Here is a 16,009-nt window from a genome sequence, read left to right on the forward strand (position 1 = left end):
ATGGAACGGCAACTGGACGCTTACTGCGCTCACCTGCGCAACGAGCGCCAGGTGTCGCCCCATACCCTGGAAGCCTACCGACGGGACTTGAACAAGGTCCTGGCGTACTGCGAGAAACAACAGATCAGCAGCTGGAAAGCCCTGGACATCCAGAGCCTGCGCAGCCTGATCGCGCGCCTGCACCAGGCCGGCCAGTCCTCGCGCAGCCTGTCGCGCCTGCTTTCGGCGGTGCGCGGGCTCTATCATTACCTTAACCGTGAAGGCCTCTGCGACCACGACCCGGCCAACGGCCTGTCGCCGCCCAAGGGTGAGCGACGCCTGCCCAAGACCCTGGACACTGACCGCGCCCTGCAATTGCTGGATGGCGCCGTCGAGGACGACTTCCTCGCTCATCGCGACCAGGCGATCCTGGAGCTGTTCTATTCCTCGGGTTTGCGTTTGTCAGAGCTGACCGGCCTGAACCTGGATCAATTGGACCTCGCCGACGGCCTGGTGCAGGTGCTCGGCAAGGGCAGCAAGACCCGCGTCCTGCCGGTGGGCCGCAAAGCGCGGGAAGCCTTGCAGCTGTGGCTGCCGCTGCGCCTGCTGACCAACCCGGCGGATGACGCGGTGTTTGTCAGCCAACAAGGCCGCCGCCTGGGGCCTCGCGCGATTCAGGTGCGGGTCAAGGCCGCCGGCGAGCGCGAGTTGGGGCAGAACCTGCACCCACACATGCTGCGACACTCTTTTGCCAGCCATATGCTGGAATCTTCCCAAGACCTGCGCGCGGTTCAAGAGCTGCTCGGCCACTCCGACATCAAGACCACACAGATCTACACCCATCTGGACTTCCAACACCTGGCAACGGTGTATGACAGCGCCCATCCACGGGCCAAACGCATCAAGGGCGGCGACTCATGAGTATCAAGCTGATCACCTTCGACCTGGACGACACGCTCTGGGACAACGTACCTGTCATCATCAGCGCCGAGGCCTCGATGCGCGAATGGTTGGCGGCAAACGCATCCAAGGTCGGCGACCTGCCCCTGGAGCATTTCGCCAGCCTGCGCCAGCAGGTGCTGCAACGTCATCCAGAACTCAAACACCGCATCAGTATCCTGCGCCACCGGGTGTTGATGCATGCGTTTGAAGAAGCCGGTTATCCACAGCCTGAAGCCACGCAAATGGCGGATGTGTGCTTTGAGGCATTCATTCACGCGCGGCACCAGCTCACGGTATTCCCAGAAGCCGAGCCGATGCTGCAAGCCCTGCGCCAGCACTTTTTGCTCGGGGTGATCACCAACGGCAATGCCGATGTGCAGCGCGTGGGCCTGGCGGATTACTTTCACTTTGCCCTGCGCGCCGAAGATATCGGCATCGCCAAGCCGGATGCCCGCTTGTTTCAGGAGGCGTTGCAGCGCGGTGGCGTGGAGGCCGGGGCGGCGGTGCATGTGGGCGATCACCCAGGCGATGACATTGCCGGGGCGCAGCAGGCCGGGCTGCGGGCGGTGTGGTTTAACCCGACGGGTAAAGCCTGGGAAGGGGAAAAGCACCCGGATGCAGAAATTCGTAGCCTGACGGAACTGCCGGAACTGCTGCGCAGCTGGAAGTAATACCGCAGGTCAAAATGTGGGAGGGGGCTTGCCCCCGATTACAGTGGGTCAGCCAATATATTCTTTGGCTGATACACCGCTATCGGGGGCAAGCCCCCTCCCACATTTTTTATCGCCAGTGACCTCCAGGCATGAAAAAACCCGCAGCGACGGCGGGCTTTTTCTTACAAGCAGGTGACTGACCTCAGATAGGTCGGCTGCCGTACTTGTTATCCGGCTTCTTCGGTGGGTCTGCCACCACGTTAGCCTCGACTTCCTGCACTTTGCCGCCTTTAGCGAGGAATTCTTCCATCGCACGGGCCAGGGCATCACGCTCTTTGTTCTTGGCTTCAACGCTCGGCAATTCATCTACCGACACCGCTGCCTTGGCTTTGCCTTTGGCAGCCGGGACAGGTGCATCATCGCCACCGTCGTCGTCAGCAACGTCTTCCGCCGCCGCTTCAAGACCTTCTTCGGTGTCGTCTTCGTCACCTACTTCGAGTTCGTCGTTTTCCAGATCATCGTCGCTCATGTTCTACCTCATGACTTGCGAAAAGCAGATTAGTTATAGCCCAGCTTCACCCTCTGTCGACGGCGGCTGGAAAAAAATCAACATCCACCGGATAACCAGTGGCTTATGCCCCATCACCGTGCAAGGTGGCGAGGACTTTACGAGCACCGCCATGATCACGGTGCTCGCCCAGATAAACACCTTGCCAGGTCCCCATCGCCAAGCGGCCGGCCTTCACCGGCAAACTCAGCTGGCAGCCCAGGAGACTGGCCTTGAAGTGCGCCGGCAGGTCATCCGGACCTTCGTCGTTGTGTTCAAACCCTGCAAGGCCTTGCGGCACCAGCGAGTTGAAAAAACGTTCGAAGTCACGGCGAACCGCCGGATCGGCATTCTCGTTGACGGTCAACGAGGCCGAGGTGTGCTGCAGCCACAGATGCAACAAGCCCACGCGGCAGGCCCTTAATTCAGGCAAGCCGGCCAGCAACTCATCGGTCACCAAGTGAAAGCCCCGGGGCTTGGCCCGCAGAGTAATCAGGGTCTGTTGCCACATACAGTTCTCCGCCCATCGGCGCGCATTCTAGCGCGCTCTGGGAAAAAACAAAGTGCCGAATACGCCTACATGGCTGTAAGACATTCGCACGCAGAAAAGTGCCGTGTGCGCCCCATCACAAACTTGAGGCGAAAACCGGTACAGCTTGTTATGACTGACAAACGCCAGGCAAAAAAATGCCCGGCGAGCCGGGCATCTTTTTTTCGCGTACTTACAAGTTGTAGCCGCGCTCGTTGTGTTGTGCCAGGTCGAGGCCGACAGCCTCTTCTTCTTCGGTGACCCGCAGGCCCATAACCATGTCCAGCACCTTGAGGATGATGTAGGTCACGATGGCGGTGTAGATCACGGTGAAGCCGACGCCTTTGCACTGAATCCAGACCTGGGCCGCGATATCAGTGGTCGCCGCGTTGAAGCCACCCATCGATGGTGCAGCAAAGACACCGGTCAGGATCGCACCGAGGATACCGCCGATACCGTGTACACCAAAGGCGTCCAGGGAATCGTCGTAGCCCAGTTTACGTTTCAGCGTCGTTGCGCAGAAGAAGCACACGACACCCGCCGCCAGGCCGATGATCAGCGCGCCCATCGGGCCTACGGTGCCCGCAGCCGGAGTGATCGCAACCAGACCCGCCACCACACCCGAGGCGATGCCCAGTGCGCTTGGCTTACCGTGGGTGATCCATTCGGCAAACATCCAACCCAACGCCGCCGCAGCGGTAGCGATCTGGGTGACCAGCATCGCCATGCCGGCGGTGCCGTTAGCGGCAGCGGCAGAACCGGCGTTGAAGCCGAACCAGCCGATCCACAGCATGGCGGCACCGATCAGGGTGTAACCAAGGTTGTGCGGGGCCATGGGCGTGGTCGGGAAGCCTTTGCGCTTGCCGAGCACGAGGCACGCCACCAGGCCAGCCACACCGGCGTTGATGTGAACCACGGTGCCGCCGGCGAAGTCCAGCACGCCCCAGTCCCACATCAGGCCACCGTTACCGCTCCAGACCATGTGCGCGATCGGCGCATAGACCAGGGTGAACCAGATAGCCATGAAGATCAGCATCGCCGAGAACTTCATGCGTTCGGCGAAAGCACCGACGATCAGCGCCGGGGTGATGATGGCGAAGGTCATCTGGAAGGTGATGAACACGGCTTCCGGGAACAGCGCCGCAGGCCCGGTGATGCTGGCCGGGGTAACGCCCGCCAGGAACGCCTTGCCCATGCCGCCGAAGAAGGAATTGAAGTTGACGACGCCCTGCTCCATCCCGGTCGTATCGAACGCGATGCTGTAACCGTAGACGACCCACAGGATGCTGATCAGGCCAGTGATGGCGAAGCACTGCATCATCACCGACAGAATATTTTTGGAACGAACCATGCCGCCGTAGAACAGCGCCAGGCCCGGGATGGTCATGAACAGCACCAAGGCGGTGGCGGTCAGCATCCAGGCGGTGTCGCCGGAATTGAGGACTGGAGCAGCCACTTCGTCTGCCGCCATGGCCAGGCTTGGCATTACGATGGACAACAGGGCTCCGAGCCCTGCGAATTTACGCAGAGTCATATTGTTTTCTCCTGGGGCGTTGGGGTTTGGCGGCTTAGATTGCGTCGGTATCGGTTTCGCCGGTACGGATGCGAATAGCCTGTTCCAGATTGACCACGAAGATCTTGCCGTCACCAATCTTGCCGGTGTTGGCGGCCTTGGTTATCGCCTCGATAACCCGGTCAAGATCCTTGTCGTCAATGGCGACATCAATCTTCACCTTCGGCAGGAAATCGACCACGTATTCCGCGCCGCGGTACAGCTCGGTGTGACCCTTCTGCCGACCGAAGCCTTTGACCTCAGTAACGGTAATGCCCTGCACGCCGATCTCGGACAACGACTCGCGTACATCGTCCAACTTGAACGGCTTGATGATGGCAGTGACTAGCTTCATGAAAACTCTCTCCCGAATTGGTGGACTTGCCCCAGGAAAACAAACCCGTCTCAAGTCTAAGCGCAGTGCCTGGCTTTGTAACGCATCGTCGCCTCGGCATTTGCCTTTGCGACGCCAGCGAACCACTGGTGACGAAACCTGTACCCCTGATCCGTCGGCGCACTGCATTCGTCACAGCGACTGCATCAGTGCATGGGTCATGATCGTCTAAGCAGAAACCTTGCCAGCTCCGTAAAAATCACTGAAATCAGTCCTTTGCCCACTTATGCCGACCCAGCGCCGGTGCTGGCGACCACAATGCGCACAAAAACAGTGCGCCACCGCCCAGCCCCCTGCGCGAAAAGCGTGCGCCCGGGTCACGAAAAGACTATAGACGCTGCGTGATACACTGCCGGCCAACAGTTTTCCGGAATATTTCCCATGCTCGCGCCCAAAGACCTCCTCGACGCCCTGAGCGGCCACGCCTCTCGCCTGTTCAGCGGTGACACCCCCCTGCCCCGCAATGAAATCGAAAGCCAGTTCAAGGCGTTGCTGCAGAGCGGCTTCAGCAAGCTCGACCTGGTCAGCCGGGAAGAATTCGACAGCCAGATGGTGGTGCTCGCCCGTACGCGCGCACGCCTGGAGAACCTGGAGGCGAAGGTAGCGGAGCTTGAAGCACGGTTGACGCCAGCAGGCGAATAACCGGCCTCCATGGCCAGCCTGCTGACCGCGCTGTTGATGGTTGCTCTACCCGCTAGCGTCGGGGCGTGATGCTGCTCAGCAGCGCCGTCGCCGGCGTATGCGACCCGTTGCAATCGTCGATCATTCCGCTGTTTGCAGACGACGATCACTTCTCCCTGGCACTGCGCACCAAAAGCATGCTGTCGTCCATTCCCATTCTGCTCGGGCCGATCCTGGGCCGGCTCGCCAACCGCCTGCCCCGCAACCTCTGCGTCGCGGCGGGCTTTGCACTGTTGGGGAGCAGTTTCGCCATGAACGGCCTGATCGCTCAGTTAGGCATCGCGCTGAGCATCACGTCGTTGGGTGCAATGATGACGGGCTTGTCGTTGCGGGTGTTCCTGATCCCTGATTTGCGCACGTTCATGCGCGCCCCCGACACACAACTCAACGATGCCTACCTGGCCAACTACCCCAGCGCCTTTGCACGTTGATACGTCCTGTAAAAGTCTGCTCCCTTGCACCTGCACTCCCTCGACTACCTTTGAAAAACCGCAGCAAGCGGCCCTCCCTTTCAAGGAACGAGCATGTCCCTCGCCATTGTCCACAGCCGCGCCCAGATCGGCGTCGAAGCCCCTGCCGTCACCGTCGAAGTGCACATGGCCAATGGTCTGCCGTCGCTGACGCTGGTGGGCTTGCCGGAAACGGCGGTCAAGGAAAGCAAGGACCGCGTGCGCAGCGCGATCCTTAACTCCGCGCTTCAATACCCGTCCCGCCGCATCACCCTCAACCTCGCGCCCGCCGACTTGCCCAAGGACGGCGGGCGTTTTGACTTGGCGATTGCCTTGGGGATCCTGGCCGCCAGTGTGCAGGTGCCGGCGCTGATGCTCGATGACGTGGAGTGCCTTGGGGAGCTGGCGCTGTCCGGTGAAGTCCGGGCGGTGAAAGGTGTGTTGCCGGCCGCATTGGCGGCACGCAAGGCCGGGCGTACCCTGATAGTGCCGCGGGCGAATGCCGAGGAGGCGTGCCTGGCTTCAGGGTTGAAGGTGATCGCGGTGGATCACTTGCTGCAGGTGGTGGCGCACTTGAATGGGCATGTGCCGATTGAACCGTATAAGTCCGACGGCTTGCTGTACTTGAATAAGCCGTATCCAGACCTGAGTGAAGTCCAGGGCCAATTGGCGGCCAAGCGCGCGCTGCTGATCGCCGCGGCGGGCGCACATAACCTGTTGTTCAGCGGGCCGCCGGGCACGGGAAAGACGTTGCTCGCCAGCCGACTGCCGGGGTTGTTGCCCCCCCTGAGTGAACAGGAGGCTTTGGAAGTGGCTGCGATTCAGTCGGTCGTCAGCCTGGCGCCGCTGAGCCATTGGCCGCACCGGCCGTTTCGCCAGCCACACCATTCCGCCTCAGGACCAGCGCTGGTGGGAGGCGGCTCGAAACCGCAGCCGGGGGAGATCACCCTGGCCCATCACGGGGTGCTGTTCCTGGATGAGCTGCCGGAATTTGATCGCAAAGTGCTGGAGGTACTGCGTGAACCCTTGGAGTCGGGGCATATCGTGATTTCCCGCGCCCGTGACCGAGTGAGTTTCCCGGCGCGCTTTCAACTGGTGGCGGCCATGAACCCCTGCCCCTGCGGCTACCTGGGTGAACCCAGTGGGCGCTGTCGTTGTACGCCGGAGCAAATTCAGCGCTATCGCAACAAGCTGTCCGGGCCGTTGATGGATCGCATCGACCTGCACCTGACCGTTGCTCGGGAAACCACTGCGCTGAATCCAATCCAGCAGGCCGGCGATACCACAGCGAAGGCCTCGGCAGAGGTAGCCGAGGCACGGGAGCGCCAGTTGCGGCGTCAGGGCTGCGCGAATGCCTTCCTTGACCTGCCTGGGCTACGCCGTCACTGCACGCTGGCAAAGGTCGATGAAGGCTGGCTGGAGACCGCCTGCGAGCGATTGACCCTGTCGCTGCGTGCGGCGCATCGGCTGCTCAAGGTGGCGCGGACCCTGGCGGATCTGGAGCAGGGAGATGCCATCACGCGCGACCATCTGAAGGAGGCCTTGCAATACCGCCCGGCGGCGATCACTTGAGCCTGGCGCAGAACCTGATGCGGGAGAGGGCTTGCTCCCACACTTGATCAACTGCGCCTGAAGGGCCGGTTTCAGCGGAACCGATCCACCTCATGCCGCAAGCCCGCCGCCAGGGTTTCGAGTTCCTTGGCGGTGATCGCCAGGTTCGACACCACTTCGCGCTGCTCGCTGTTGGCCAGCGCAATGCTCTGCAAATTGCTGCTGAGCAAGGTCGCGGTGCTGCTCTGTTCCTGGGTGGCGGTGGTGATCGCCGCGAACTGTTGACCGGCCGAGCGGCTTTGCTCGTCGATACGTGCCAACGCCGACGCCACGTCGGCGTTGCGTGACAGGCCTTCCTGCATCAGCGCGTTGCCGTGTTCCATGGTGCTGATGGCGTTGCCGGTTTCGTGCTGGATGCTCTGGATCATCCCAGAGATCTCGTCGGTGGCCTGACGGGTGCGCGAAGCCAGGTTGCGTACTTCGTCGGCGACCACGGCGAAACCCCGGCCTTGCTCACCGGCCCGGGCGGCTTCGATCGCAGCGTTGAGCGCCAGCAGGTTGGTCTGTTCGGCGATCGAGGTAATCACACCGACGATCCCACCGATTTCCTGGGAGCGTTGGCCCAGGGTGTTAATCACCGTGGCCGTGCTGTTCAACGAGGTCGCGATATGTTCGAGGGACGACGAGGCTTCTTGCATCGAGTTACGGCCGATACGGGTTTGCTGGGCGTTTTCCTGGGCCAGGCGTTCCGTGGCGCCCATGTTGTCGGCGATGTTCAGCGACGTGGCGCTGAACTCTTCTACCGCGCCGGCCATGCTGGTGATCTCGCCGGACTGCTGCTCCATGCCTTCGTAGGCACCGCCGGACAGACCGGATAATGCCTGGGCGCGGCTGTTGACCTCTTCAGCCGCCTTGCGGATATGCGAGACCATGGTCGACAGCGCTTCTCCCATCTGATTGAAGCTGCGTGCCAACTGGCCGATTTCGTCATGGCTGGACACGTTCAGACGCGCGCTCAAATCACCCGCGCCCAAGGCTTCGGCCTGGCGTACAAGGTCACTCAACGGCGCGAGTTTGCTGCGCAGCAGCCAAACCGTTGCGCCGACGGCCAGCAGCATGGCCAGCACGCTGCCGATCACCAGGCGAATGCCGACATCCCACGTCACCGAGCGAATCTCCGCTTTGGGCATGCTTGCGACCACAGCCCACGGCCCGCCTTCGAAGGGCACCGACACGCTGTAGAAGTCCTCGGTTTTGTCCGCCCAGAAGCGCCCCGTACCGGGGGTCTTGGCCAAGTCCGACATCACCGGCACCGCTTGGTCTGGCGCCTGCACGCCGGCCGGTGGTACCAGCCAGCGCTTTTGCTCGTCCAGCAACGCCAGGGAACCCGTTTGGCCGATACGGAAGCGTTTCAGGTTTTCGAACTGGGCATTCTGCGCGTCGGTGTAGTCAAAACCGATGAACAGCACCGCAATGACTTTGCCGCTGGCGTCGCGCACCGGGCTGTATTGAGTCATGTAGGAGCGATCGAACAACACTGCGCGGCCGATGTAAGTCTGCCCACTGAACACACGCGAATAGGCCGGCCCATTGCGGTCAAGCACAGTGCCGATGGCGCGATTGCCGTCCTGTTTGGTCAGGGAGGTGCTGACGCGGATGAAGTCGTCGCCGCTGCGCACGAACACCGTCGCCACACCGCCGGACATCTGCTTGAACTCGTCGACTTTATCGAAGTTGTTGTTCAGCAGATCGCTGCCCAGGTACAAGCTCGGGGTCTGTACACCCGCGACGGCAACAGGTTGATCTGCCTGTACGCGCAAGCCGGCACTGAAGCGCTTCTCGAAAAGCCCCGTCAGGCGCTGTGTACTCTCACGCAAGGTGCTGTGAAACGTATTGAGCTGGTCGGCGAGCAAGCGCGCCTCGCTGGCCAAGTGTTCCTCACGGGTCGCGAGGTTGGCGGTGTCGAGCGAACGCAGGGCAAAAACAGTGCTGCCACCAATGGCAACAGCAAGGATCACAGCTAACGCGATACCAAGCTGGGAGGCAATCCGGGCGCGAGGTTGAGACATGATGGCTCCTGGCCGAGGCCAGGATCATCCTGATCTCATAGCGCTGCTCGGCAAATTATCTAGTGGGTAACGTTGGTGCACGATGGTTCCAACACACCTACTTCGGCGGGCAGAGCCAATACTTGAGCGCATCACCGGGACATCGCGCAAACGATTGCAGGAGCGGCCTGCCGGCACTCAATCGAGACGTTCGACCTCGGGCAATGCCATGGCCTTGACTTCTGCCTGGAGAAACTCCGCCAAGCGCCGCAAACGCTCGCCGCCGGGGCGGGTTTTCGGCCAGACCAGGTAGTAATTTTCGCCACTGGCCACGGCGGTTGGCCACGGCAGGCTCAACCGCCCTTGGGCCACGTCTTCGGCCACCATCAACAGGTCGCCCATGGACACGCCATAGCCCCGCGCGGCGGCGATCATGCCCAGTTCGAGCGTATCGAATACCTGCCCACCCTTGAGCGACACTTGGGATGACAACCCCATGCGCTCCAACCAATTGCGCCAGTCGCGACGGTCAGGGGTGGGGTGCAGCAATTCGGCGGTGGCCAGGCGTGCTGCATCCCAGGGCCCATCTTCCAGCAGGTTCGGCGCGCCTACCGGGATCAGCAATTCCGGAAATAGATAACTGGCCTCCCAGTCGGCCGGGAAATGCCCGTAACTCAGCAGCACCGCGCAGTCGAACGGTTCTTGGTTGAAGTCCACCTCGTCCACGCTCATCCAGGCGCTGGTCAGTTGCACCTCATTGCCCGGCTGCAGCGCCCGGAAGCGACTGAGCCGCGCCAGCAGCCAACGCATGGTCAGGGTCGACGGCGCCTTCATACGCAGGATGTCATCTTCAGCGTTCAAGGTATGACAGGCCCGTTCCAGCGCAGCAAAGCCTTCCCTCACGCCGGGCAGCAGCAGGCGCGCGGCCTCGGTGAGCTGTAAGGTGCGGCCGCTGCGCTGGAACAGGCGGCAGGCGAAATGCTCTTCCAGCGTGCGGATATGCCGGCTCACCGCACTTTGAGTAATGGACAGCTCCTCCGCTGCGCGGGTGAAGGAGTTGTGTCGAGAGGCGGCTTCAAATGCACGCAAGGCATAAAGCGGAGGAAGACGACGGGACATAGGAAAAGCTCCGACAGCGCAATGCGCAAACCCTACCAGAATCAAGCAAGCATGAGTTTTAATCATGCGAGCGATCGCATTTATCCCTTTGTGCAATGCACTGAGAGCGCCGAGAATCCACCCTTCCCCACCCCTGCGAATTTTCGAGTGTGATGATCATGCAGCATCCGGCACGTACCGAACTCTGGGCCATTCTGCGGCTGTCAGGGCCGTTGATTGCCTCACAGTTGGCGCACATGCTGATGGTGCTGACCGACACCCTGATGATGGCCCGTCTGAGCCCCGAAGCCCTGGCCGGCGGCGGGCTGGGCGCGGCGAGCTATTCGTTCGTGTCGATTTTCTGCATCGGCGTGATTGCTGCCGTCGGGACCCTGGTGGCCATCCGTCAAGGTGCGGGCGATATCGAGGGCGCCACCCGCCTGACCCAGGCCGGGCTGTGGCTGGCCTGGCTGATGGCCTTGGCGGCCGGTTTGCTGCTGTGGAACCTCAAGCCGTTGCTGCTGATGTTTGGCCAGACCGAAACCAATGTGCACTCGGCCGGGCAATTCCTGACGATCCTGCCGTTCGCCCTGCCCGGTTTCCTGAGCTTCATGGCCTTGCGCGGCTTCACCAGCGCAATTGGCAAAGCCAAGCCGGTGATGGTCATCAGCCTCGGCGGCGCGGTGGCCAACTACCTGCTCAACCACGCGTTGATCGAAGGCATCTTCGGCCTGCCGAAATTGGGCCTGATGGGCATCGGCCTGGTCACCGCCGTCGTCGCCAACGGCATGGCGTTGGCGCTGATGGGGTACATCCACAGGAACCGTGCCTATGCAGCCTACCCGCTCAGCACCGGCCTGCTGCGCCTCAATACCCAGTACCTGCGTGAGCTGTGGCGCCTGGGCCTGCCGATTGGCGGCACCTATGCCGTTGAAGTCGGGTTGTTTGCCTTTGCGGCGTTGTGCATGGGCACCATGGGCAGCACACAGTTGGCCGCGCATCAGGTTGCGCTGCAGATCGTCTCGGTGGCGTTCATGGTGCCGGCGGGGATGTCCTACGCGGTGACCATGCGCATCGGCCAGCATTACGGCGCCGGGCAGTTACTGCAGGCACGCCTGGCAGGGCGTGTCGGCATAGGATTTGGTGCGGCGGTGATGTTGGGATTTGCCGTGGTGTTATGGCTGTTTTCCGATCCGCTGATCGGACTGCTCATCGACCACCACGACCCGGCGTTCCATGACGTCATCGTCCTGGCCGTCAGCCTGCTCGCGGTGGCGGCATGGTTCGAGCTGTTCGACGGCGTGCAAACCATCGCCATGGGCTGCATTCGTGGGCTGAAAGACGCCAAGACCACCTTTCTGATCGGCGCGGGCTGCTATTGGTTGATTGGTGCGCCATCGGCCTGGCTGATGGCCTTCACCCTCGGCTGGGGGCCGACCGGCGTGTGGTGGGGTCTGGCACTGGGCCTGGCGTGCGCGGCAGTGAGCCTGACCTGGGCATTTGAGGCGAAGATGAAGCGCATGATTCGGCAAGAGCCTGACCCTCTAGGCTCATTTCAAGCCGCACAGGCAGACTAAAAGCCCTGCTCGGTTGATGTGGAAGGGGCAAGCCCCCTCCCACATGTTGATTGGGTTCGCACCTCAGCCCAGCAGCGCTTGCTGGCTTTTGCCGAAGGTCAGGTAGTCCACAAGCTCCGGCAACGGTAACGGCTTGCTGATCAGGTAACCCTGGGCCTGATCACAGCCGAACAACCGCAACAGCGCCAACTGCTCCGGCGTTTCCACACCTTCGGCGACCACTTCCAGGTTGAGGTTGTGAGCCAAGTTGATCATGGCATGCACCAGCTTGCGGTTTTCCTCGCGCTCTTCCATGCCGCCGACGAAGCTCTTGTCGATCTTCAACAAGGCAATCGGCAGGCTGTTGAGGTGCACGAACGAAGAGAAACCCGTGCCGAAATCATCCAGGGAAAACCGCACACCGAGGCGGCCGAGGGCGTCCATGGTCTGCTTGACCAGATCACTGCGGCGCATCACGGCGGTTTCGGTGAGTTCGAACTCCAGCCACTGCGCCTCCACGCCACGCTCGGCAATCAGCCGGCTGAGGGTCGAGAGCAACTGGCTGTCCTGGAACTGGCGGAACGACAGGTTGACCGCCATGTGCAGCGGCGGCAGGCCGCGTTCGCGCAGGTCTTGCATGTCGCGCAGGGCCCGCGAGATGACCCAGTAGCCCAACGGCACGATCAAGCCGCTTTGCTCGGCCAGGGGCACGAACTCGCTGGGCGGCAACAGGCCACGCTCGCCATGGCGCCAGCGCACCAGGGCCTCGAGACCGACGATATGCCCATCGTCGAGGTCCAGGCGCGGCTGGTAATGCAGCTCCAATTCATCACGGCGCAAGGCACGGCGCAGTTCACTTTCCAGGTCGGCCAGGCTGCGCGCATTGCGGTTGATGCGCTCGTTGAAGATATGAAAGGTACAGCCCTGGGTGCTCTTGGCCTGTTGCATGGCGATATGGGCGTGCCACATCAATGGGTCGGCACCGGCGCGGGCGCGGGCATGCGCCACACCCAGGCTGCAACCGATCAGCAGGCTTTCACCATCCACCCAGTAAGGTTCGGCCATGACCTCGGTGATGCGCTCGGCCATCCACTCGGCGCGCTGGGGGGCACGGCGGGTGTCGATCAACAGGGCGAATTCATCGCTGCCCAGGCGCGCCAGTTGATCCCCGGCCTCCAGCTGGCTCTTGAGCCGCGAGACCACTTGCAGGATCAGCCGGTCGCCGGCCTGGTGGCCGAGGGCGTCGTTGGCATGGCGGAAGTTATCGAGGTCCAGGTGGCCCAGCGCCAGGCCGCGCCCGTCATTCTCGGCGAGCCGCGCAGCCAGCAGGGTCTGAAAGCCCTGGCGGTTGGCGATACCGGTGAGCGGGTCCTGCTCGGCCAGGCGTTGCAGCGTGTTTTCCAGCAAACCGCGCTCACGAACGTGGCGCAGGCAGCGGCGCAACGTATCGGCGTCCAATACATCGCGGACCAGCCAATCGCTGACACCGAGGGGCGACACCAGCGGTTCCTGCTCCAGCAGCAACACACACGGCAGGCTGCAACGGCCGGGGCCGGGTTGCAGGCTGGGCGTGGTCAACAACACGGCGCTGTGGTCGTCATCGAACAGACGGCTCACAGACTCCCAGTTTGGCGCACTGATCAGCACAGCCCCATCGCCCATCGGCGCCAGGCACTCGCGCAATAACGCTGCCCACGCGGGCTCATCGGCCAGCAGCAGCAAACGCAAGGGTTCGACAGGCGTAGACAAGCTAGCTCCCTAGACTCTGCAAGATTTCGTTGGCGACGGGCATTATGACGTGCGGCCCGATAATCACCAATGATAGGGGTTATCAAACACGCGAACTGTAAACATTAGTCTCTAACAACCCGCACATCCTGCGGCAAAGTAACAAAACCGGCAAATTTAGATCGAGTGGTACGTCACACTGTCGTTCTGACAGGGCAGAATCCTGCCAGCCTGTTAAAATGCCCGCCCTTTTGAATAACGACTCCCTGAATTCTGTATGTCCCGACTCAATCCCCGGCAGCAAGAAGCCGTGAACTACGTCGGCGGCCCTCTATTGGTGCTCGCCGGTGCAGGCTCCGGCAAAACCAGTGTGATCACCCGCAAGATCGCGCACCTGATCCAGCAGTGCGGCATCCGCGCCCAGTACATCGTCGCCATGACCTTTACCAACAAGGCAGCGCGGGAAATGAAAGAGCGCGTCGGCACCCTGCTCAAGGGTGGCGAAGGCCGTGGCCTCACCGTGTGCACGTTCCACAACCTGGGCCTGAACATCATCCGCAAGGAGCATGCGCGGCTGGGCTACAAGCCGGGCTTCTCGATCTTCGACGAGACCGACGTGAAGTCGCTGATGACCGACATCATGCAAAAGGAATACGCAGGCGACGACGGCGTGGATGAGATCAAGAACATGATCGGCGCCTGGAAAAACGACCTGATCCTGCCCGCCCAGGCCCTGGAAAACGCACGCAACCCCAAGGAGCAGACCGCCGCCATCGTCTACACCCACTACCAGCGCACGCTCAAGGCGTTCAACGCGGTGGACTTCGACGACCTGATCCTGCTGCCGGTGAAGCTGTTCGAGGAACACGCCGACATCCTCGAAAAGTGGCAGAACAAGGTGCGCTACCTGCTGGTGGACGAATACCAGGACACCAACGCCAGCCAATACCTGCTGGTGAAAATGCTGATCGGCAAGCGCAACCAGTTCACCGTGGTAGGCGACGATGACCAGTCGATCTACGCCTGGCGCGGCGCCCGCCCGGAAAACCTGATGCTGCTCAAGGACGACTACCCGTCCTTGAAAGTGGTGATGCTGGAGCAGAACTACCGCTCCACCAGCCGCATCCTGCGCTGCGCCAACGTGCTGATCTCCAACAATCCACACGAATTTGAGAAACAGCTGTGGAGCGAGATGGGCCATGGCGACGAGATCCGCGTGATCCGCTGCCGCAACGAAGACGCCGAAGCCGAGCGCGTGGCCGTGGAAATCCTCAGCCTGCACTTGCGCACCGACCGGCCCTACAGCGATTTCGCGATCCTGTACCGCGGCAACTACCAGGCCAAGCTGATCGAGCTGAAATTGCAGCACCACCAAGTGCCATATCGCCTGTCAGGCGGCAATAGCTTTTTCGGACGCCAGGAAGTCAAGGACCTGATGGCCTACTTCCGCCTGATCGTGAACCCGGACGACGACAACGCCTTCCTGCGCGTGATCAACGTGCCGCGCCGCGAAATCGGCTCCACCACCCTGGAAAAGCTCGGTAACTACGCCACTGAACGCAAGATCTCGATGTATGCCGCCACCGACGAAATCGGCCTGGGTGAACACCTGGACACGCGCTTCACCGATCGCCTGTCGCGCTTCAAGCGCTTCATGGACAAGGTGCGTGAGCAGTGCGCCGGCGAAGACCCGATCAGCGCCCTGCGCAGCATGGTCATGGACATCGACTACGAAAACTGGCTGCGCACCAACAGCTCCAGCGACAAGGCCGCGGACTACCGCATGGGCAACGTCTGGTTCCTGATCGAAGCCTTGAAGAACACCCTGGAAAAAGACGAAGACGGCGAGATGACCGTCGAAGACGCCATCGGCAAACTGGTGCTGCGCGACATGCTCGAGCGCCAGCAGGAAGAAGAAGACGGCGCCGAAGGTGTGCAGATGATGACCTTGCATGCATCCAAGGGCCTCGAATTTCCCTACGTGTTCATCATGGGCATGGAAGAGGAAATCCTCCCGCACCGCTCCAGCATCGAAGCCGACACCATCGAAGAAGAACGTCGCCTGGCCTACGTGGGCATCACCCGCGCGCGCCAGACACTGGCCTTCACCTTTGCCGCCAAGCGCAAGCAATACGGCGAAATCATCGATTGTGCCCCCAGCCGGTTCCTGGACGAGCTACCACCGGACGATCTGGCCTGGGAAGGCAATGACGACACCCCCACCGAGGTGAAGGCCGTTCGCGGCAACACCGCCTTGGCGGACATACGCGCGATGTTAAAGCGCTAGAATCGACTACTTTTT

Annotated in this window: 14 protein-coding genes; 7 read left to right on the forward strand and 7 right to left on the reverse strand. The window is 61.6% G+C overall.

The window, feature by feature from the left end; genetic code table 11:
• Positions 1 to 900 (forward strand): tyrosine recombinase XerC, encoded by a 900-nt coding sequence (gene xerC / locus K7431_RS07535; RefSeq protein WP_010207453.1) that lies wholly within the window; start codon positions 1 to 3, stop codon positions 898 to 900.
• A complete protein-coding gene (locus tag K7431_RS07540) occupies positions 897 to 1,592 on the forward strand; it encodes an HAD family hydrolase (protein ID WP_015886503.1) in 696 nt (231 codons plus the stop codon). Before xerC ends, K7431_RS07540 begins: the two co-directional genes overlap by 4 nt.
• A 184-nt stretch (positions 1,593 to 1,776) precedes the next feature.
• On the opposite strand, the gene sutA is transcribed toward K7431_RS07540, so the two are convergent.
• From sutA to glnK, 4 genes are all read right to left on the reverse strand, one after another.
• A complete protein-coding gene (gene sutA, locus K7431_RS07545) occupies positions 1,777 to 2,103 on the reverse strand; it encodes a transcriptional regulator SutA (protein WP_015886504.1) in 327 nt (108 codons plus the stop codon).
• 103 nt (positions 2,104 to 2,206) lie between these two features.
• Positions 2,207 to 2,632 (reverse strand): secondary thiamine-phosphate synthase enzyme YjbQ, encoded by a 426-nt coding sequence (locus tag K7431_RS07550; RefSeq protein ID WP_015886505.1) that lies wholly within the window; start codon positions 2,630 to 2,632, stop codon positions 2,207 to 2,209.
• Between the two features lie 211 nt (positions 2,633 to 2,843).
• Positions 2,844 to 4,184 (reverse strand): ammonium transporter, encoded by a 1,341-nt coding sequence (locus K7431_RS07555; protein ID WP_015886506.1) that lies wholly within the window; start codon positions 4,182 to 4,184, stop codon positions 2,844 to 2,846.
• A gap of 34 nt (positions 4,185 to 4,218) precedes the next feature.
• The gene (glnK, locus tag K7431_RS07560; RefSeq protein WP_002555808.1) at positions 4,219 to 4,557 is read right to left on the reverse strand and encodes a P-II family nitrogen regulator; all 339 of its coding nucleotides are present in this window, start codon (positions 4,555 to 4,557) and stop codon (positions 4,219 to 4,221) included.
• A 420-nt stretch (positions 4,558 to 4,977) separates the two neighbouring features.
• Here glnK and K7431_RS07565 point away from each other — a divergent pair, with 420 nt between their 5' ends.
• The 3 genes from K7431_RS07565 (at position 4,978) to K7431_RS07575 (ending at position 7,298) form a co-directional block, all read left to right on the forward strand.
• Positions 4,978 to 5,238, forward strand: coding sequence for an accessory factor UbiK family protein (locus tag K7431_RS07565; protein ID WP_015886507.1), 261 nt, complete (start codon positions 4,978 to 4,980; stop codon positions 5,236 to 5,238).
• 65 nt (positions 5,239 to 5,303) lie between these two features.
• Positions 5,304 to 5,708 carry a hypothetical protein gene (locus tag K7431_RS07570; RefSeq protein WP_015886508.1) on the forward strand — a complete coding sequence of 135 codons (405 nt, stop codon included), beginning with the start codon at positions 5,304 to 5,306 and terminating at the stop codon, positions 5,706 to 5,708.
• A 93-nt stretch (positions 5,709 to 5,801) separates the two neighbouring features.
• Positions 5,802 to 7,298: a YifB family Mg chelatase-like AAA ATPase gene (locus K7431_RS07575; RefSeq protein ID WP_015886509.1), complete on the forward strand. Its 1,497-nt coding sequence runs from the start codon at positions 5,802 to 5,804 to the stop codon at positions 7,296 to 7,298.
• Positions 7,299 to 7,369: 71 nt separating this feature from the next.
• Here the strand turns inward: K7431_RS07575 and K7431_RS07580 are convergent, their stop codons facing one another.
• The gene (locus K7431_RS07580) at positions 7,370 to 9,346 is read right to left on the reverse strand and encodes a methyl-accepting chemotaxis protein (protein ID WP_015886510.1); all 1,977 of its coding nucleotides are present in this window, start codon (positions 9,344 to 9,346) and stop codon (positions 7,370 to 7,372) included.
• A 177-nt stretch (positions 9,347 to 9,523) separates the two neighbouring features.
• A complete protein-coding gene (locus K7431_RS07585) occupies positions 9,524 to 10,444 on the reverse strand; it encodes a LysR substrate-binding domain-containing protein (RefSeq protein ID WP_015886511.1) in 921 nt (306 codons plus the stop codon).
• A gap of 152 nt (positions 10,445 to 10,596) precedes the next feature.
• On the opposite strand from K7431_RS07585, the gene K7431_RS07590 reads away from it, so the two are divergent.
• Positions 10,597 to 12,000 carry a NorM family multidrug efflux MATE transporter gene (locus K7431_RS07590; RefSeq protein ID WP_043206054.1) on the forward strand — a complete coding sequence of 468 codons (1,404 nt, stop codon included), beginning with the start codon at positions 10,597 to 10,599 and terminating at the stop codon, positions 11,998 to 12,000.
• Positions 12,001 to 12,063: 63 nt separating this feature from the next.
• On the opposite strand, the gene K7431_RS07595 is transcribed toward K7431_RS07590, so the two are convergent.
• Positions 12,064 to 13,728 carry a putative bifunctional diguanylate cyclase/phosphodiesterase gene (locus K7431_RS07595; protein ID WP_015886513.1) on the reverse strand — a complete coding sequence of 555 codons (1,665 nt, stop codon included), beginning with the start codon at positions 13,726 to 13,728 and terminating at the stop codon, positions 12,064 to 12,066.
• A 256-nt stretch (positions 13,729 to 13,984) separates the two neighbouring features.
• On the opposite strand from K7431_RS07595, the gene rep reads away from it, so the two are divergent.
• The gene (gene rep, locus K7431_RS07600) at positions 13,985 to 15,994 is read left to right on the forward strand and encodes a DNA helicase Rep (protein ID WP_015886514.1); all 2,010 of its coding nucleotides are present in this window, start codon (positions 13,985 to 13,987) and stop codon (positions 15,992 to 15,994) included.
• The last annotated feature ends 15 nt before the right edge of the window (positions 15,995 to 16,009 follow it).

Source organism: Pseudomonas fluorescens group sp., from assembly GCF_020093335.1.
Classification (GTDB): Bacteria; Pseudomonadota; Gammaproteobacteria; order Pseudomonadales; family Pseudomonadaceae; genus Aquipseudomonas; species Aquipseudomonas petroselini.